The organism is Pseudomonas sp. URMO17WK12:I12 (assembly GCF_000514395.1).
In the GTDB taxonomy this organism is placed as follows: Bacteria; Pseudomonadota; Gammaproteobacteria; order Pseudomonadales; family Pseudomonadaceae; genus Aquipseudomonas; species Aquipseudomonas mucoides.
This window is the reverse complement of record NZ_AZVV01000003.1, coordinates 402,013-419,554: the sequence shown is the minus strand read 5'-3', so window position 1 is coordinate 419,554 and position 17,542 is coordinate 402,013. Positions and strand designations below refer to the sequence as shown.

At 59.7% G+C, this 17,542-nt stretch carries 16 protein-coding genes; 4 read left to right on the top strand and 12 right to left on the bottom strand.

The window, feature by feature from the left end; translation table 11 throughout:
- The 6 genes from ccoO (D882_RS0102170) to ccoN (D882_RS0102145) form a co-directional block, all read right to left on the bottom strand.
- Window positions 1–609: a cytochrome-c oxidase, cbb3-type subunit II gene (gene ccoO / locus D882_RS0102170; protein ID WP_027921709.1), complete on the bottom strand. Its 609-nt coding sequence runs from the start codon at window positions 607–609 to the stop codon at window positions 1–3.
- Window positions 609–2,051, bottom strand: a complete 1,443-nt coding sequence (gene ccoN, locus D882_RS0102165; protein WP_027921708.1) for a cytochrome-c oxidase, cbb3-type subunit I — start codon at window positions 2,049–2,051, stop codon at window positions 609–611. Before ccoN (D882_RS0102165) ends, ccoO (D882_RS0102170) begins: the two co-directional genes overlap by 1 nt.
- Before the next feature lie 499 nt (window positions 2,052–2,550).
- Window positions 2,551–3,507, bottom strand: coding sequence for a cytochrome-c oxidase, cbb3-type subunit III (ccoP, locus tag D882_RS0102160; RefSeq protein ID WP_027921707.1), 957 nt, complete (start codon window positions 3,505–3,507; stop codon window positions 2,551–2,553).
- On the bottom strand, window positions 3,504–3,704 hold the full coding sequence (locus D882_RS0102155; protein ID WP_027921706.1) for a cbb3-type cytochrome c oxidase subunit 3: 201 nt from the start codon (window positions 3,702–3,704) through the stop codon (window positions 3,504–3,506). Before D882_RS0102155 ends, ccoP begins: the two co-directional genes overlap by 4 nt.
- 3 nt (window positions 3,705–3,707) lie before the next feature.
- Window positions 3,708–4,316: a cytochrome-c oxidase, cbb3-type subunit II gene (gene ccoO / locus D882_RS0102150; protein ID WP_027921705.1), complete on the bottom strand. Its 609-nt coding sequence runs from the start codon at window positions 4,314–4,316 to the stop codon at window positions 3,708–3,710.
- Between the two features lie 10 nt (window positions 4,317–4,326).
- Complete coding sequence (ccoN, locus tag D882_RS0102145; protein ID WP_027921704.1) at window positions 4,327–5,751, bottom strand: cytochrome-c oxidase, cbb3-type subunit I; 1,425 nt, start codon at window positions 5,749–5,751, stop codon at window positions 4,327–4,329.
- 98 nt (window positions 5,752–5,849) lie between these two features.
- On the opposite strand from ccoN (D882_RS0102145), the gene D882_RS0102140 reads away from it, so the two are divergent.
- Entirely contained in the window at window positions 5,850–6,527 is a 678-nt protein-coding gene (locus D882_RS0102140) for an alpha/beta family hydrolase (protein ID WP_027921703.1), read from the top strand.
- A 61-nt stretch (window positions 6,528–6,588) separates the two neighbouring features.
- On the opposite strand, the gene D882_RS0102135 is transcribed toward D882_RS0102140, so the two are convergent.
- The 4 genes from D882_RS0102135 to acnA form a co-directional block, all read right to left on the bottom strand.
- Window positions 6,589–7,023 carry a hypothetical protein gene (locus D882_RS0102135; protein WP_027921702.1) on the bottom strand — a complete coding sequence of 145 codons (435 nt, stop codon included), beginning with the start codon at window positions 7,021–7,023 and terminating at the stop codon, window positions 6,589–6,591.
- Window positions 7,024–7,255: 232 nt separating this feature from the next.
- Window positions 7,256–8,821 carry a PAS domain-containing methyl-accepting chemotaxis protein gene (locus D882_RS0102130; protein WP_027921701.1) on the bottom strand — a complete coding sequence of 522 codons (1,566 nt, stop codon included), beginning with the start codon at window positions 8,819–8,821 and terminating at the stop codon, window positions 7,256–7,258.
- Between the two features lie 103 nt (window positions 8,822–8,924).
- Window positions 8,925–9,716: a CPBP family intramembrane glutamic endopeptidase gene (locus tag D882_RS0102125; RefSeq protein ID WP_027921700.1), complete on the bottom strand. Its 792-nt coding sequence runs from the start codon at window positions 9,714–9,716 to the stop codon at window positions 8,925–8,927.
- A gap of 233 nt (window positions 9,717–9,949) precedes the next feature.
- Window positions 9,950–12,691, bottom strand: a complete 2,742-nt coding sequence (gene acnA / locus D882_RS0102120) for an aconitate hydratase AcnA (protein ID WP_027921699.1) — start codon at window positions 12,689–12,691, stop codon at window positions 9,950–9,952.
- A 210-nt stretch (window positions 12,692–12,901) separates the two neighbouring features.
- On the opposite strand from acnA, the gene rlmM reads away from it, so the two are divergent.
- Both rlmM and tusA read left to right on the top strand, forming a co-directional pair.
- Complete coding sequence (gene rlmM / locus D882_RS0102115; protein WP_007945067.1) at window positions 12,902–13,975, top strand: 23S rRNA (cytidine(2498)-2'-O)-methyltransferase RlmM; 1,074 nt, start codon at window positions 12,902–12,904, stop codon at window positions 13,973–13,975.
- Window positions 13,976–14,096: 121 nt separating this feature from the next.
- A complete protein-coding gene (tusA, locus tag D882_RS0102110; protein WP_007945068.1) occupies window positions 14,097–14,348 on the top strand; it encodes a sulfurtransferase TusA in 252 nt (83 codons plus the stop codon).
- Here tusA and D882_RS0102105 read toward each other — a convergent pair.
- Window positions 14,345–15,754: an MATE family efflux transporter gene (locus D882_RS0102105; protein WP_027921698.1), complete on the bottom strand. Its 1,410-nt coding sequence runs from the start codon at window positions 15,752–15,754 to the stop codon at window positions 14,345–14,347. The genes tusA and D882_RS0102105 overlap by 4 nt on opposite strands.
- A gap of 187 nt (window positions 15,755–15,941) precedes the next feature.
- Here D882_RS0102105 and pdxB point away from each other — a divergent pair, with 187 nt between their 5' ends.
- The gene (pdxB, locus tag D882_RS0102100) at window positions 15,942–17,084 is read left to right on the top strand and encodes a 4-phosphoerythronate dehydrogenase PdxB (protein ID WP_027921697.1); all 1,143 of its coding nucleotides are present in this window, start codon (window positions 15,942–15,944) and stop codon (window positions 17,082–17,084) included.
- A gap of 144 nt (window positions 17,085–17,228) precedes the next feature.
- On the opposite strand, the gene D882_RS0102095 is transcribed toward pdxB, so the two are convergent.
- Entirely contained in the window at window positions 17,229–17,408 is a 180-nt protein-coding gene (locus tag D882_RS0102095) for a PA1571 family protein (RefSeq protein ID WP_027921696.1), read from the bottom strand.
- Window positions 17,409–17,542: the final 134 nt, after the last annotated feature.

Genomic DNA, 17,542 nt, shown 5'->3' with positions numbered 1-17,542 from the left:
TCACCGTTTGCTTTTGATGATGGTGCCCAGGCCTTGCAGATAGGCCACCAGCGCGTCCATTTCGGTTTTGCCCTTCACAGCATCCTTGGCGCCGGCGATGTCTTCGTCGGTGTAAGGGACGCCGAGCGTGCGCAAGACTTCCATTTTCTTGGCGGTGTCTTTGCCGTCGAGCTTGTTTTCCACGAGGAACGGGTAGGCCGGCATTTTCGACTCAGGCACTACGTTGCGCGGGTTGTACAAGTGCGCACGCTGCCAGTCATCGGAGTAACGACCGCCGACACGGGCCAGGTCCGGACCGGTACGCTTGGAACCCCACAGGAACGGGTGGTCCCAGACGCTTTCACCGGCAACCGAGTAGTGGCCGTAACGTTCGGTTTCGGCGCGGAACGGACGGATCATCTGCGAGTGGCAGCCGACACAGCCGTTGGCGATGTAAATGTCGCGGCCTTCCAGTTCAAGCGCAGGGCGAGGCTTCATGCCTTCGACCGGCTTGTTGGTAACGTCCTGGAAAAACAGCGGAACGATCTGGGTCAGGCCGCCGATGCTGACGGCGATAACCATGAAGAAGGCCAGCAGGCCAATGTTCTTCTCGACTGCTTCATGCTTCATCAGTGAGCTCCAACTACAGCAATCTGTTCAGCAGCTTTGGCTTCAGCCGGGTTCGAGGCACGTACGGTACGCCATACGTTGTAGGCCATGAACAGCATGCCGCTGGCGAAGAACGCACCGCCCAGGGCGCGAACGATGAAACCAGGATGGCTGGCTTGCAGCGCTTCGACGAACGAGTAGGTGAGGGTGCCGTCGTCGTTGATTGCGCGCCACATCAGACCCTGGGTAATGCCGTTGACCCACATCGAAGCGATGTACAGAACGGTACCGATGGTCGCGAGCCAGAAGTGCGTGTTGATCAGGCCGACGCTGTGCATCTGCGCACGACCGAACAGTTTCGGGATCATGTGGTAGATCGCGCCGATCGAGATCATCGCTACCCAGCCCAAGGCACCGGCGTGTACGTGGCCGATGGTCCAGTCGGTGTAGTGAGACAGCGAGTTGACGGTCTTGATGGCCATCATCGGGCCTTCGAAGGTCGACATGCCGTAGAACGCCAGCGACACGACCAGGAAGCGCAGGATCGGGTCGGTGCGCAGCTTATGCCAGGCGCCCGAGAGGGTCATCATGCCGTTGATCATGCCGCCCCAGCTCGGAGCCAGCAGGATGATCGACATCGCCATGCCCAGGGACTGAGCCCAGTCCGGCAGCGCGGTGTAGTGCAGGTGGTGCGGACCGGCCCAGATGTACAGGGTGATCAACGCCCAGAAGTGCACGATCGACAGGCGATAGGAGTAGATCGGACGCTCGGCCTGCTTCGGAACGAAGTAGTACATCATCCCCAGGAAGCCGGTGGTCAGGAAGAAACCTACGGCGTTGTGGCCGTACCACCACTGGATCATCGCGTCAGTCGCACCCGAGTAAGCGGAGTAAGACTTGAACAGGCTGACCGGCAGCGACATGTGGTTGACGATGTGCAGCATCGCGGTCACGACAATGAACGCGCCGTAGAACCAGTTACCGACATAGATGTGCTTGGTCTTGCGCTTGACGATGGTGCCAAAGAACACCAGTGCGTAAACGATCCAGACAATAGCCAGCAAAATTGCCAGCGGCCATTCCAGTTCCGCGTATTCCTTGGTCGTGGTGTAGCCCAGCGGCAATGTAATGCCGGCTCCGACGATCACCGCTTGCCATCCCCAGAAGTGGAAGGCCGCGAGGCTGTCGGAAATCAGTCGCGTTTGGCAGGTTCGCTGCACGACGTAATAAGAAGTGGCAAACAGTGCACAACCACCGAAGGCGAAAATCACCAGGTTGGTGTGCAACGGGCGTAAGCGTCCAAAAGTCGTCCACGGCAGACCGAAGTTCAATTCCGGCCATACAAGCTGTGAGGCGATGAAGACACCGAGCCCCATGCCAAGGATCCCCCAGACCACCGTCATGATGGCGAACTGGCGGACTACCTTATAGTTATAAGCAGTCGGACTGATTGCTGTGCTCATTCTAAGGTTCCACGGTTTGGGTGTTTTATTAGGAGTAAAAATCGGCCGCAAGTATGGAGAAAGCAGGGGGTCATTGCAACGCGCCATGACCTGGGTCAATGCTTTCAAAAGCTGATTCTGCGGCCTTTCCATGCGCCGCGTAAGGACAAAATCACCCAAGGGCAAAATGTCGCAGCGGACGAAAATGAGAAGGGGGTCCGGTCAGATGTAACGGGGTGTGTTCAAACGCAACGATCGGGTGACCGACGGCAATTGGCGCGACAGCCGGTATCTACCAGCCTTTGCGGCTTGCCATTGAGCAGAATCGTCGAACACATCGGCTAAAAACGACCTGGAACCGGCTCATGCCAGTCCGCACCGAGCAAGCTTAGACCCGAATCTGGTGAACCGAAAGAAAGAGCGTGGGGAGGGTGCGACAATGGGTCGCAAAGAAGCAGTTGCAAGCTTCAAGCTGCAAGCTTCAAGAAGATCTCGTCGCTTGCAGCCTTTGCTTTTGTCTTTACTTGACGCTTATAGCTTGAACCTTGCCGCTCAACTGCTCATCACCTTTCGAAAGGCTATAAACATAAGCCGCGAGCAGTTGCACCTTATCGTTGCCGAGCAATTCGTTCTGCGCCGGCATATGGCCCTGGCGGCCATGGCGAATGGTCTGTTGCAGCTGCGCCAGGCTTGTACCGTAAATAAAACCGGCCGGGTGCGTCAGATTCGGCGCGCCCATGGCTTCTGTGCCCTGGCCTTTTGCCCCATGACAGGCGACGCAGGTGGTACTGAACAGTTGCTGTCCGGCTTGCAGGTCGGCGCCGCTGTCGGCAGGCAACGGCAGGCCGGCGAGGTCGTGACGCACATAAGCGGCGACATTCTTCACGCCGGTCTCACCGAGGATTTCACCCCAGGCCGGCATCGCGGCCATGCGCCCGCCCATGATCGTGGTTTTGATCGTGTCGGCCATACCACCCCAGCGCCAATCGCTGTCCGTCAGGTTCGGGAAACCAAATGCACCCTTGGCGTCCGAGCCGTGGCAGACCGAGCAATTGGACGCAAACAGGCGCCCGCCCATCTTCAGCGCTTGCGGGTCCTTGGCCACTTCTTCCACGGGCATCGCAGCGAATTTGGCGAAGATCGGCCCGAACTTCGCGTCGGCCTTGTCCATCTCCTTTTCCCATTCGTGCACGCCAGTCCAGCCGTTTTCATAGCCCGGCAGAATGCCTTTCCAGTTGCCCAGGCCCGGGTAAAGAATCAAATAACCGACGGCAAACACCAGCGTGCCGGCGAACAGCATGAACCACCACTGCGGCAGCGGGTTGTCGTACTCCTCGATGCCGTCGAAGCTGTGGCCCATGGTCTGGTCGACGCTGCCCTTGGTTTCGCCCTTGCGGGTGCCGATCAGCAACCAGGTCAGGCCGATCAGGCTGCCGATAGTCAGTACGCAGATCCACGTACTCCAGAAGGTGGTCATGGCCGGGTACTCCTTGTTTCAGGTTCTTGGGTGGCGTCATCGGGTTTCGGTTCGTCGGCGAACGGCAACAGGCGCGCTTCGGCGAATTCCGGGTTGCGCTTGCTGTTGAACACCCACAGCGTCAGGCCGACGAAGGCCACAAACACCACGACCGTGCCTAAGCCTCGAATCATTCCACTGCTCATTTCAACGACCATGGCTCACCTCTTGCTCTTGATGGCAGTGCCGAGCACTTGCAGGTAAGCGACCAAGGCGTCCATTTCGGTCTTGCCCTTGAGCGAAGCGGTGGCCCCGGCGATGTCATCGTCGGTGTACGGCACGCCCAAGGTGCGCATGGCGCGAATCTTGGTTTCGGTGTGGCTGCTGTCGAGCTGATTGGCCACCAGCCATGGATAGGCAGGCATTTTCGATTCCGGCACCACGTTGCGCGGGTTGTACAAGTGCGCGCGGTGCCAGTCTTCCGAGTAGCGACCGCCGACCCGCGCCAGGTCCGGCCCGGTACGTTTCGAGCCCCAGAGGAACGGGTGATCCCAGACGCTTTCGCCGGCGACCGAGTAGTGGCCGTAGCGTTCGGTCTCGGCCCGGAACGGGCGGATCATCTGCGAGTGACAACCCACGCAACCTTCGCGGATGTAAATGTCGCGACCTTCCAGTTGCAGGGCGGTGTAGGGCTTCATGCCTTCCACCGGTTTGTTGGTCACGTCCTGAAAGAACAGCGGGACGATCTGGGTCAGGCCGCCGATGCTCACGGCCAGCACCATCAACAACAGCAACAGGCCGACGTTTTTCTCGATTGTTTCGTGTTTCATGGCGGACTCCTCAAGCCATCTGCGCGGCAGCGGCGACGTCGGCAGGCTGCGAGGCCCGTACGGTGCGCCAGGTGTTGTAAGCCATCAGGAACATGCCGCTGAGAAAGATCGCACCGCCCACCAGTCGCACGACGAAGCCTGGGTGGCTGGCCACCAGGGTTTCGACGAAGGAGTAGGTCAGCGTGCCGTCTTCGTTGACTGCGCGCCACATCAGGCCCTGGGCGATGCCGTTGACCCACATCGAGGCGATGTAGAGCACGGTGCCGATGGTGGCGAGCCAGAAGTGCGCGTTGATCAGGCCGATGCTGTGCATCTGCTCGCGACCGAAGATTTTCGGGATCATGTGGTACAGCGCGCCGATGGAAATCATCGCCACCCAGCCGAGTGCTCCGGCGTGAACGTGGCCGATGGTCCAGTCGGTGTAGTGGGAGAGGGCGTTAACCGTCTTGATCGCCATCATCGGCCCTTCGAAGGTCGACATGCCGTAGAACGCCAGCGACACCACGAGGAAGCGCAGGATCGGGTCGCTGCGCAACTTATGCCAGGCGCCCGAGAGGGTCATCATGCCGTTGATCATGCCGCCCCAGCTTGGCGCCAGCAGGATCAGCGACATCACCATGCCCAGCGACTGTGCCCAGTCCGGCAGTGCGGTGTAGTGCAAGTGGTGCGGGCCGGCCCAGATGTACAGGGTGATCAGCGCCCAGAAGTGCACGATCGACAGGCGATAGGAATACACCGGGCGCTCGGCCTGTTTCGGCACGAAGTAATACATCATCCCGAGGAAACCGGCGGTGAGGAAAAAGCCCACCGCGTTGTGGCCGTACCACCACTGGACCATGGCGTCGGTCGCACCGGAATACACCGAGTAGGACTTGGTGAAACTCACCGGCAACTCAAGGTTGTTGACGATATGCAGAATCGCCACGGTGATGATGAACGCACCGAAGAACCAGTTGCCGACGTAGATGTGTTTGGTCTTGCGCTTGGCCAGCGTGCCGAAGAACACGATGGCGTAGGCGACCCAGACGATGGTGATCAGAATGTCGATCGGCCATTCCAGCTCGGCGTATTCCTTGGAACTGGTGTAACCCAGCGGCAGGCTGATCGCCGCCAACAGGATCACCAGTTGCCAGCCCCAGAAGCAGAACGCGGCGATTTTCGGCGCAAACAGCTGTGTCTGGCAGGTGCGTTGCACCGAATAGAACGAACTGGCGAACAGGGCGCAACCGCCGAACGCGAAGATCACCGCGTTGGTGTGCAACGGGCGCAACCGGCCGAAACTGGTCCACGGCAAATTGAAGTTGAGTTCGGGCCAGACCAATTGGGCCGCGAGAAAAACCCCGAGCCCCATGCCGACGATGCCCCACACCACCGTCATAATGGCGAATTGGCGGACCACCTTGTAGTTGTAGGCGGTACTGATAGAAGTGTTCATGGTTCCCCATCCACGGTTCAGCTGAAGTGAAGTCGTCTGCGCAAGGCAATGACGCTCCCTTCGGCCGGAGTTATAGGCAGACTAAAAGCGAGGCAAGCATGGACAAACAGCACAAGGCCGGTATTGACGGGGATCAATGGGCGCAGTGCGTGCAGGATCATGGATGGTTGTGGAATGCGGCTACAGGGCCGGCATCGACGACGTTGATCCTTGCCCATGGCGCCGGAGCGCCGATGGACAGCGACTGGATGAACGACATGGCCGCACGCCTTGCTGCGCTGGGCGTCAACGTGTTGCGCTTCGAGTTTCCATACATGGCGCAACGGCGTGTTGATGGGGGTAAGCGACCACCCAATCCGGCGCCGAAACTGCTGGAATGCTGGCGTGAGGTGTATGCCGTGGTGCGACGCCATGTCACTGGGTGCCTGGCCATGGGTGGCAAGTCCATGGGCGGGCGGATGGCCAGTCTGTTGGCTGATGAACTCGGTACGGATGCGTTGGTTTGCCTGGGTTATCCGTTTTATGCGGTGGGGAAGCCGGAGAAACCTCGGGTCGAACACTTGGCCGGACTCAAGACGCGCACGTTGATTGTGCAGGGCGAGCGCGATGCGCTGGGTAATCGTGAGGCGGTCGAGGGTTATGCGTTATCGCCGAATATCGAGGTGTTGTGGCTGGCGGCAGGGGATCATGACTTGAAACCGCTGAAGGCTTCGGGGTTTACGCATGAGCAGCATTTGGCGGCTGCGGCTGGGAAGGTGGTTGGGTTTCTTCGCTAATAGTAATGGTAGCGGCCTCTTCGCGAACGGGCTCGCTCGCGAAGAGGCCGGTCTGACAAAGTTAAGTGAGTTTAAAGCTACCTGTTACCTTCAACTTGTGCCCATTGAAGCTTGCCTCGAAAACGCCGTGGGTTGTTTTTTTCAAGGGATCAAGGCTGATCGTCACCTTGGCTTCATTTGAGACTATGTAATCAGTCCCGAATTTACCGCGTGTGGGGTCCGAGTAAATGAATACAATGAAAAAATTTATTCCTTGTTCATAGGTTTGGTCCACAATTTCATTTTGGATGCCGCCGAGCAATACGTTGAGGGTTCCATTCTGTTTTGCGTCGTTTAAATCCGACCATCCGGCAATATTCCAATTGCCTTCGCCGGTTTTAACAAGTTCACAGCCATCGGCGGTGGTTTCTTTCGCATCGCTGTCAAACTTCCATTTGAAAAAATTTTCAGGGTTTTGAGTCGTCTTTTGGTGAGAGATAATAGTAGGTCTGCTCATTTTTAATCCCTGCTCTTTTATCTAGGTAAACATGAGTTGCCACTGCGTTGCAGTGATGCATCTATTAAATATGCTCATGTTTGTATAGTGTCTACTGTCAAGGTTGACAGTAGACACTAACGTTTAAAGGTGCATTCCAAGGCAAATGATCGGAGCAGGTTAAATTTCAAGCAAAAAAAACCGGTGATTTCACCGGTTTTTTTGACGCCACCACTAACGTCGGATGTCGATTTTAGCGATTAAACCGCTCCACCAACGAATACTGCGTATTAGCCGTCTTCGTCAGCTCTTCACTCAACAACGCCGAGTTCTGCGCCTGTTCCGACGTCTGGTCAGCCAGTTGCGAGATGTTGCTGATGTTGCGGCTGATCTCTTCAGCTACTGCACTTTGCTCTTCGGTCGCCGCCGCGATCTGGGTGGTCATGTCGGTGATGTTGGCCACCGCTTCGCTGATCCCCACCAGCGCCTGATCCGCTTCCAGTACCCGCGCCACCCCTTCTTCGGCCTGGCGATGCCCGGCTTCCATGGTTTGCACCGCCGTGCTCGCGGTTTGCTGCAGCTTGGCAATCAGGGCGTGGATCTGCCCGGTGGATTCACTGGTGCGCTGCGCCAGTTGACGAACCTCGTCAGCCACCACCGCAAAACCACGGCCCATCTCCCCGGCGCGGGCCGCTTCGATGGCGGCGTTCAAGGCCAGCAAGTTGGTCTGGTCGGCGATCCCTTTGATCACATCGACCACGCCGCCGATTTCGTCGCTGTCCTTGGCCAGTTGAGTCACGGTCAGGCCGGTTTCACCCACCACCACCGACAGACGCTGGATGGCATCGCGGGTTTCCCCGGCGATGTCGCGGCCGCGACCGGTCAGGCGATTGGCCTCCTGGGTGGCGTCGGCGGTGCGCTGTACGTGGCTGGCGACTTCCTGAGTGGTGGCGGCCATCTGGTTGACGGCGGTGGCCACTTGCTCGGTTTCGACGCGCTGACGTTCCAGGCCGCTGGAGCTGTTGTGCGCCAGGGTATCGGACTGTTTCGCTTGTTCGGTCAGGTGCTCGGCGGTGTCCTGCAGACGGGTCAGGCAGGTTTTCAGACGGGCTTCCTGGCTGAGGATCGACATTTCCAGGCGCGCCTGGGCGCCGCGGCTGTCGGTGTACATCTGTGCGATCAACGGGTCGGACGTGGTTTGCCCGGCCAGGACCAGCAGGCGCTTGAGACCACGCTGCTGCCAGCTCAGCCCCATCAGGCCCAACGGCACCGACAGGCTGGCCGCCAGGGCAAAGCCCCAATGGGAATTCAGCGTCGCACCGATCATGAAACTCAATTGGCTGACCAGAATGAACGGCAGCCAGTCCTGAAGCACCGGCAGCCATTTATCAGTCGATGGAATGGCGGACTTGCCCTGGTTGATGCGTTGGTAGAGCGCTTCGGCACGCTGGATCTGTTCGGTGGTGGGTTTGATCCGCACCGACTCGTAACCGATCACCTGGTTGCCCTCGAACACCGGTGTCACGTAGGCGTTAACCCAATAGTGATCACCGTTCTTGCAGCGATTCTTGACGATGCCCATCCATGGCAAGCCTTGTTTCAGAGTGCCCCACATGTGCGCGAACACGGCGGCCGGGACGTCGGGGTGACGGACCAGGTTGTGCGGTGCGCGGACCAGTTCCTCACGAGAAAACCCGCTGATCTCGACGAACGCGTCGTTGCAGTAGGTGATCACGCCCTTGGCATCGGTGGTGGAAATCAACCGTTGCTGTGCCGGGAAGGTCCGTTCGCGTTGGGTAATGGGCTGGTTGTTACGCATGGCTAATTCAATCCGCAAGGCTTTGAAAGGTTGTCGGCGGTGTCAGGAATTAGTTGAAATTATTTTTCAATAATCAGCGCTGCGTCGCAAAATGAGCATTGCCTCAACCCGCGAGCATCGGATAGGTGAACAGCGCGAAGTGCAGCAGGTTCAGGCCGAAATGGGTGGCAATGGCGGCACCCAAACCGCCGAAACGATAGGCCAGGCCGTACCCGACACCGGCGAGGCTCGCCAACAGCACCCATTGCCAGCCAGCACCCACATGCACCAGGCCGAATAGCAACGACGCGAGCAGCAGGGCGAGGTTTTCGCCATAGGGCAGGTGTTTGAAGCTACGGCTCAGGCCGCCCTGGATGTAGCCTCGGAACAGCGCTTCCTCAACCAGCGTGACTAGCAACAGATTGTTCAGCAGCCACAGCCAGGCCTGGTCTGGCCACTTCGGCGCCCAACTGATCATGCCCAGCAACAGCGCCCCACCCAAGGCCAGTACGGCACACAGCGTCAGGGCCAGGGCGGTGGCGTAAACGCCCAGGCGCCAGGAGCGCCGGCCGACAATCCATGGACATACCAGCAGTAGCCAGAAGCCGATCAGCGGTTTGTCCTGATTCAGGTACATGGAAAACGGCACGGCATCGGCGGTGAGGTATTGAGGGGCGATCGCGCGACCGTTGAAGAACCCGGGGAGCCAGTGCATCGCCAGCGACATGGCCAGGAAGATGAACAGGCCGTGACCGAAGTAACGGACGATCGGGAGTTTTTGCTGGCGGACGGCGGCACCGGCCGCTAACAGCAAGGCGATGGTGATCAAGGCCAGCCAGCTGAGTTGGCCGTAGGTCAAAGCGAGGCTGAAGCCAAGGGAGAGAAGGGCCAGGTAGGTCCATGGCAGGGCGATCATTGAGCATCCTTAATGTGCAAAATTTTGCGGCATACGCCGGCCCCCTGTAGGAGTGAGCCTGCTCGCGATAGCGGAGTGTCAGGCGACATTGATGTTGAATGTACCGCCCTCATCACGAGCAGGCTCACTCCTACAGAGGTTTTGTGTTGGGTATGCAAAAGCGGGGGGATTATGGGCCGTTTGCGGCACAAACAAAAACACCGCCCGAAGGCGGTGTCTTTGTCAGCAGGCCTTTATGAGGCAATCAACTGGCGCAGCACATAGTGCAAAATCCCGCCGGACTTGAAGTACTCGACCTCATTGAGCGTATCGATGCGGCACAGCACGTCGATCTTTTCCTTACTGCCATTTTCACGGGTGATCACCAGCGTCAGGTTCATCCGCGGCGTCAGCTCCACACCGGTCAACCCTAGGATATCCAGGGTTTCCTTGCCGGTCAGGTTCAGGCTCTTGCGGTTCTGATCCAGCTTGAACTGCAACGGCAACACGCCCATGCCGACCAGGTTGGAGCGGTGAATTCGCTCGAAACTTTCCGCGATGACCGCTTTCACGCCCAGCAGGTTAGTGCCCTTGGCCGCCCAGTCGCGGCTTGAACCGGTGCCGTATTCTTGACCGGCAATTACCACCAGCGGCGTGCCTGACGTTTGATAACGCATGGCCGCGTCGTAGATCGGCATTTTCTCCATCGTAGGAATATAGAAAGTGTTGCCGCCTTCCTCGCCGCCAAGCATTTCGTTGCGGATACGAATGTTGGCGAAGGTGCCGCGCATCATCACTTCATGGTTGCCGCGACGTGAACCGTAGGAGTTGAAGTCCCGCGGCTCCACGCCTTTGTCGCGCAAGTACTCACCGGCCGGGCTGTCGGCCTTGATATTGCCGGCGGGGGAGATGTGGTCGGTGGTCACCGAGTCGCCGAGCAGCGCCAGTACCCGCGCCCCGGCGACGTCCTTGACTTCCGGCGGCGGGCCGCCGATGTCGTCGAAGAACGGCGGATGCTGGATGTAGGTCGAATCGTCCTGCCACACATAGGTCGCCGCTTGTGGCACCTGGATGGCTTGCCATTGCTCGTCGCCGGCAAACACTTCGGCGTATTCCTTGTGGAACATCGCCGTGTTGACCTGACTCACTGAATCGGCAATTTCCTTGCTGCTCGGCCAGATGTCCCGCAAGTACACCGGATTGCCGTCCTTGTCATCGCCCAGCGGCTCACGGCTGATGTCGATGCGCACCGTACCGGCTAGCGCATAGGCAACGACCAGCGGCGGGGAGGCCAGCCAGTTGGTTTTCACCAGTGGATGCACGCGTCCCTCAAAGTTGCGGTTACCCGACAACACCGAAGCAACGGTCAGGTCGGCGGCCTGAATGGCTTTTTCAATCGGCTCCGCCAATGGGCCGGAGTTGCCGATGCACGTGGTGCAACCGTAGCCGACCAGCGCAAAACCCAGTTCATCGAGGTATTGAGTCAGGCCCGCTGCCTTGTAGTAGTCGGTGACCACTTTCGAACCGGGCGCCAGTGAACTCTTGACCCACGGTTTGCGCTTGAGGCCTTTCTCCACAGCCTTTTTCGCCACCAGACCCGCCGCCATCATCACGCTCGGGTTGGAGGTGTTGGTGCAGGACGTGATCGCGGCAATCACCACCGCTCCGTTTTTCAGGCGGTAGGTCTGGCCGTCGTGTTCGTAATCGGCTTCACCGGCCAAGTCCGCGTTGCCCACTGCGACACCGCCGCCGCCCTCACTTTCCAGGCGTCCTACTTCCTTGCTGGTGGGTTTGAATTGCAGGTCGATGAAGTCCGTGAACGCCTGCGCGACATTGGGCAGGGAAACACGGTCCTGCGGACGTTTAGGGCCGGCGAGGCTGGCTTCGACGCTGGTCATGTCCAGCGCCAGGCTGTCGGTGAAGATCGGTTCCTTGCCCGGCAGGCGCCACAGGCCTTGAGCCTTGCAGTAGGCCTCGACCAGTTTCACCGTTTCCGGTGGTCGGCCGGACAGGCGCAAATACTCCAGCGTCACATCGTCCACCGGGAAGAAGCCGCAAGTGGCGCCGTATTCAGGGGCCATGTTGGCGATGGTCGCGCGGTCGGCCAGCGGCAGGTCGGCGAGGCCGTCGCCGTAGAACTCGACGAACTTGCCGACCACGCCTTTCTTGCGCAGCATCTGGGTGACGGTCAGCACCAGGTCGGTGGCGGTGATGCCTTCCTTGAGTTTGCCGGTGAGTTTGAAACCGATGACTTCGGGAATCAGCATCGACACCGGTTGGCCGAGCATCGCCGCTTCCGCTTCGATCCCGCCGACGCCCCAGCCGAGCACGCCGAGGCCGTTGATCATGGTGGTGTGGGAGTCGGTGCCGACCAGTGTGTCGGGGAAAGCGTAGGTGCGGCCATCCTCGTCCTTGGTCCAGACCGTGCGTCCGAGGTATTCAAGGTTGACCTGGTGGCAGATCCCGGTGCCCGGCGGCACCACGCTGAAGTTGTGGAAGGCGCTCTGGCCCCAACGCAAGAACGCATATCGCTCACCATTGCGTTGCATCTCGATGTCGACGTTCTGCTCGAAGGCGCTGGCACTGGCGAATTTGTCGACCATCACCGAGTGATCGATCACCAGGTCCACCGGCGACAGCGGGTTGATGCGTTGCGGGTCGCCGCCAGCCTTGGCCATGGCGGCGCGCATGGCGGCCAGGTCGACCACGGCGGGCACGCCGGTAAAGTCCTGCATTAGCACGCGGGCGGGGCGGTACTGGATTTCGCGGTCGGAGCGACGCTCCTTGAGCCACGCGGCAATCGCCTTGAGGTCGGCGCCGGTGACGGTTTTTTCGTCTTCCCAGCGCAGCAGGTTTTCCAGCAGCACTTTCAACGACATGGGCAGCTTGTCGAGATCACCGAGGCTTTTGGCCGCGTCGGGCAGACTGAAATAATGGTAGGTCTTGTCGTCGACTTGCAGGGTTTTAAGGGTTTTCAGGCTATCGAGGGACGGCATTGAAATGACTCCTTTGGGTCCGCACGGCGACGGACTGGCGGGACGGACAGAGCTCTTAACCTAGCCCTGTTTGGACGTTAAGGCTAATAACTGGACTCTATGGTTAAGTCCAAGGTTCCGAACTCGGCTATCATGCGCCGGTTTTCGTGACAGGCTTTGCTACAGGGCAAGTTTGCGCATCGATTCATTGCCGATTGCCCAGGAGATTCAATGAACACCCTCTTTATGCATTGCCGGCCGGGCTTCGAAGGCGAAGTCTGTTCCGAGATTGCCGAACACGCCGCCCGCCTGAACGTGGCCGGTTATGCCAAGGCCAAAACCGCCAGCGCCTGCGCCGAGTTCATCTGCACCGAAGAAGATGGCGCCGAGCGCCTGATGCGTGGCCAGCGTTTCGCCGAGCTGATCTTCCCGCGCCAATGGGCGCGCGGGATCTTTATTGATCTGCCGGAAACCGACCGCATCAGCGTGATCCTGGCGCACATGGCGGACTTTCCGCTGTGCGGCAGCCTGTGGCTGGAAATGGTCGACACCAACGATGGCAAGGAACTGTCGAACTTCTGCAAGAAGTTTGAAGGTCACCTGCGCAAGGCGCTGATGGCCGCCGGCAAACTGGTGGAAGATGCGCACAAACCGCGTCTGCTGCTGACGTTCAAGAGCGGCCGTGAAGTGTTCATGGGCCTGGCCGAGTCGAACAACTCGGCGATGTGGCCGATGGGCATTCCGCGCCTGAAGTTCCCGCGTGAGGCACCAAGCCGTTCGACGCTGAAACTGGAAGAGGCCTGGCATCACTTCATCCCGCGTGACCAGTGGGATGAGCGTCTGCACAGTGACATGACCGGCGTCGATTTGGGCGCTGCCCCCGGCGGGTGGACCTGGCAACTGGTTAACCGCGGCATGCTGGTGACCGCCATCGACAACGGCCCGATGGCCGAAAGCCTGATGGACACCGGTCTGGTGCAACACTTGATGGCCGACGGTTTCACCTTCAAGCCCCGGCAGCCGGTGGACTGGATGGTTTGCGACATCGTCGAGAAGCCGGCGCGCAACGCCGCGATGCTGGAAGAGTGGATTGGCGAGGGGCATTGCCGGGAAGCGGTGGTCAACCTCAAACTGCCGATGAAGCAGCGTTATGCCGAGGTGAAGCGCTTGCTGGAACGCATCGCCGATGGGTTCAAGGAGCGCGGCATTCGGGTCGAGATCGGCTGTAAGCAGCTTTATCACGACCGGGAAGAAGTGACGTGCCACCTGCGCCGGCTGGATGTAAAGAAACCGAAATCCCGCTGATCCACACAACCCATTTGTGGGGAAGAGCTTTTGTGGGAGCCCCCATAGGGGCGGCTGTATGCCACAGATGACCGAAGACCCGGCAATGCGCGACAATGCCGGCCAGTTTCAGGAGTTAATCATGAGTGAAATGCTTGATACGCCGGTAGACGGCACCCTCGACGCCACCGGCCTCAACTGCCCGGAACCGGTCATGATGCTGCACCAGCACATCCGCGACCTGGTGCCCGGCGGCCTGCTCAAGGTGATTGCGACCGATCCGTCGACCCGTCGCGACATTCCCAAGTTCTGCGTGTTTCTTGACCACGAACTGGTGGCGCAGCACGAAGAGGCGGGCACCTACCTGTACTGGATTCGCAAGAAACTCGCTTAACCCGCCGAATGACTGATACGAATCCGCTTGCGTGCACTGCGCGCCAGGCGGATCGACAGCATCAGCGCCGCGCAGCTCAAGCCTACGATCAAACCTTGCCACAGCCCGCTCGGGCCACTGGGCGCACCCAGCCAATCGGTCAGGCCCAGCGCGTAACCCACCGGCAAACCAATCCCCCAATAGGCGAACAGCGTCAGGATCATCGTCACCCGCGTGTCCTGGTAACCGCGCAATGCGCCAGCTGCCGTCACCTGGATGGCATCGGAAAACTGGAACAGCGCCGAGTACACAATCAGCATCGCGGCCACTCGAATCACCGTCGGGTCAGCGGTGTAGATCGCTGCAATGTGCTCGCGCAGCAACAGCATCATGCTCGCGGACACGCAGGCATACGCCAGCGCCGTGCCCATGCCGACGCCCGCGGCGAAACGTGCCTCGCGTGGTTCCTGTCGACCGAGGGCCTGGCCGACCCGCACCGTCACGGCCATGCCGAGGGAGTAAGGGATCATGAACACCAGCGAGCTGAAGTTCAGGGCGATCTGATGGCCGGCGACCACGGTGGCGCCAAGGCTGCCGATCAGCAGCGCAATGACGGCAAAGATGCTCGATTCGGCGAACACCGCGATGCCGATCGGCAGGCCAATGCCCAGCAAGCGCTTGATCACCGACCATTGCGGCCAGTCGAAACGGCTGAACAACTGGCTCGACTGATACGCCGGCGCCCAGCGTTCCCAGCCGGCCATGCCCAGCGCCATCACCCACATCACAATCGCCGTGGCCCAGCCGCAACCGACACCGCCCATCGCCGGTACACCGAAGTGGCCATAGATGAAGATGTAATTGAGTGGAATGTTCAGCGCCAACCCGCACAGGCCCAGCACCATCGCCGGACGCGTACGCCCCAGGCCATCACTGAAGCAGCGCAACACATGGTAGAAGGCGACGGCGGGCAAGCCGCTGGCGATGCCGTGCAGGTATTGCATGCACGGGCCGATCAATTCGGGATCGACCTTCATCATGTGCAGGATCGGCTCGGCGCTGATCAGCATGCCGGTGGCCATCAAACCCACCACCAGGGCGAGCCACAGTGCCTGACGCACAATCGGCCCGATTTCGCTGTGGGTGCCGGCACCAAAGCGCTGGGCGACTTTTGGCGTGGTGGCCAGCAAGGTGCCGGTCATCAGCAGAAACACCGGCACCCAGATGGAGTTGCCCAGTGCGACCGCCGCCAGATCCCGAGGCCCGACCCGGCCCGCCATCACCGCATCGACAAACCCCATGGCAGTGGTTGCCAGTTGCGCGATCATGATCGGCAGCGCCAGGGTGAGCAGGTTTTTCAGCTCCAGGCGAACCCGGGCCGGGCGGGTGAGGGTGGTAGCGGCAAGGCGGTCAGTCACGGAATTCAAAGGCGAAACGTCCAAAGGTGTTGATGCGCAAGGCGATGCATTCTACGCCCTGACGCAGTGGTCAGGAAAAGTCCTGTGTTAGGGATTTGTAATCGTATTTCGGACGTTGCGAGATTCCCTGCGCAATGCTTGCTGGCTCACAAAGGTCATCTCCGCCTACACTGCCGATCCGCCAAAGGAGCCTGCCATGCTGATTGTTGCCGACGAAAATATCCCGCTGCTCGATGCCTTCTTCTCAGGGTTCGGTGAAATCCGCCGGGTACCGGGACGTTCCATCGACCGCGCCACCGTCGAACAAGCCGATGTGCTGCTGGTCCGCTCGGTGACCAACGTCAATCGTGCCTTGCTCGAAGGCAGCAACGTGCGCTTTGTCGGCACGTGCACCATCGGCACCGATCACCTGGACCTGGATTACTTTCAGCAAGCTGGCATCACCTGGTCCAGCGCGCCCGGCTGCAATGCCCGGGGTGTGGTCGACTACGTGCTCGGCAGTCTGCTGACCCTGGCTGAAATCGAAGGCGCTGACCTGACCCGGCGCACGTATGGCGTGGTCGGTGCCGGCGAAGTCGGCGGTCGTCTCGTCAAGGTCCTGCAAGGTCTGGGCTGGAACGTGCTGGTGTGCGATCCGCCCCGGCAGGCAGCTGAAGGCGGTGATTTTGTCAGCCTCGAACAGATCATCGAGCAGTGCGACGTCATCAGCCTGCACACACCTTTGAAGAAGCACGGCGCGCAGTCGACCTGGCATTTGTTCGATAAAAAACGCTTGGGTCAGCTCAAACCCGGCACCTGGCTGATCAACGCCAGTCGTGGCCCGGTGGTCGATAACGCCGCCCTGCGCCAAGTGCTGCTTGAGCGCGAAGACCTGCAAGCGGTGCTCGACGTTTGGGAAGGTGAACCTGAGGTCGACGTGGCGCTGGCGGAGTTGTGCGTGCTGGCGACGCCGCACATTGCCGGTTACAGCCTTGACGGCAAACAGCGTGGGACGGCGCAGATCTATCAGGCGTATTGCGCGTTTCTCGGGCAGCCGGCTCAGGTCAGCCTGAGTGATTTGCTGCCGGCACCGTGGTTGTCGCAAGTGACCCTGCATGCGCAGGCTGATCCGGCGTGGGCGCTGGCCATGCTGTGCCGTGGTGTGTACGACCCGCGCCGTGACGATGCGGATTTTCGCCGCAGTCTTGTAGGCAGTGTGAGCGAACAGCGTGCGGCGTTTGATGTGCTGCGCAAGCATTACCCGTCGCGTCGGGAGATTGATGGGTTGCAGGTGCGGATTGAGGGGGATTCGGCTGAGTTGCGCAGGATTGTGGCGGCGTTGGGGGCTTCGGCTGTATAGAGACCGAGTTGGCCCCATCGCGGGCAAGCCATGCTCCCACAGGTCTTGGGGCGTTCGCTGAATGGGTGGACGACTCAGCACCCTCAAAAATCACCCATAAAAAACCCGGCCAACCAGGGCCGGGTCAAGAAGACGGTGGCTATATCACTCTTGTTCGGCAGGCTTGACTAATCGCTTTTCCAGTTCGCTGCACGCTTTCTGGATCATGTCTTCAGTGATCGGTACTTCACGCCCATCGGCATCGATAATCGAGCACCCCAGAGACTGGTCTGGCTGTGTGCGGATCACTTGAATCTTGTCTTCGCTGCTGTTTTGCAAGGACATGGCCTGTCTCCTCTTCAGGTGTGTGCTTACTTTAGAACCTTCAGGTGACCGGGCTATGACAACTCCCTGCGATCTTTCCCGAACGGCAATGTCAGTCCACCAGAAATTTATAAACGTTGCCACCCGGACTTTAG

Bases quoted from the DNA above. Each gene is read 5' to 3' on its own strand.
- ccoN (WP_027921708.1), bottom strand. From the start codon at position 2,051: ATGAGCACAGCAATCAGTCCGACTGCTTATAACTATAAGGTAGTCCGC.
- D882_RS0102135 (WP_027921702.1), bottom strand. From the start codon at position 7,023: ATGAGCAGACCTACTATTATCTCTCACCAAAAGACGACTCAAAACCCT.
- D882_RS0102095 (WP_027921696.1), bottom strand. From the start codon at position 17,408: ATGTCCTTGCAAAACAGCAGCGAAGACAAGATTCAAGTGATCCGCACA.
- D882_RS0102140 (WP_027921703.1), top strand. From the start codon at position 5,850: ATGGACAAACAGCACAAGGCCGGTATTGACGGGGATCAATGGGCGCAG.
- pdxB (WP_027921697.1), top strand. From the start codon at position 15,942: ATGCTGATTGTTGCCGACGAAAATATCCCGCTGCTCGATGCCTTCTTC.
- ccoP (WP_027921707.1), bottom strand. From the start codon at position 3,507: ATGACCACCTTCTGGAGTACGTGGATCTGCGTACTGACTATCGGCAGC.
- D882_RS0102130 (WP_027921701.1), bottom strand. From the start codon at position 8,821: ATGCGTAACAACCAGCCCATTACCCAACGCGAACGGACCTTCCCGGCA.
- tusA (WP_007945068.1), top strand. From the start codon at position 14,097: ATGAGTGAAATGCTTGATACGCCGGTAGACGGCACCCTCGACGCCACC.
- ccoO (WP_027921709.1), bottom strand. From the start codon at position 609: ATGAAGCATGAAGCAGTCGAGAAGAACATTGGCCTGCTGGCCTTCTTC.
- ccoO (WP_027921705.1), bottom strand. From the start codon at position 4,316: ATGAAACACGAAACAATCGAGAAAAACGTCGGCCTGTTGCTGTTGTTG.
- D882_RS0102125 (WP_027921700.1), bottom strand. From the start codon at position 9,716: ATGATCGCCCTGCCATGGACCTACCTGGCCCTTCTCTCCCTTGGCTTC.
- rlmM (WP_007945067.1), top strand. From the start codon at position 12,902: ATGAACACCCTCTTTATGCATTGCCGGCCGGGCTTCGAAGGCGAAGTC.
- D882_RS0102155 (WP_027921706.1), bottom strand. From the start codon at position 3,704: ATGGTCGTTGAAATGAGCAGTGGAATGATTCGAGGCTTAGGCACGGTC.
- ccoN (WP_027921704.1), bottom strand. From the start codon at position 5,751: ATGAACACTTCTATCAGTACCGCCTACAACTACAAGGTGGTCCGCCAA.
- acnA (WP_027921699.1), bottom strand. From the start codon at position 12,691: ATGCCGTCCCTCGATAGCCTGAAAACCCTTAAAACCCTGCAAGTCGAC.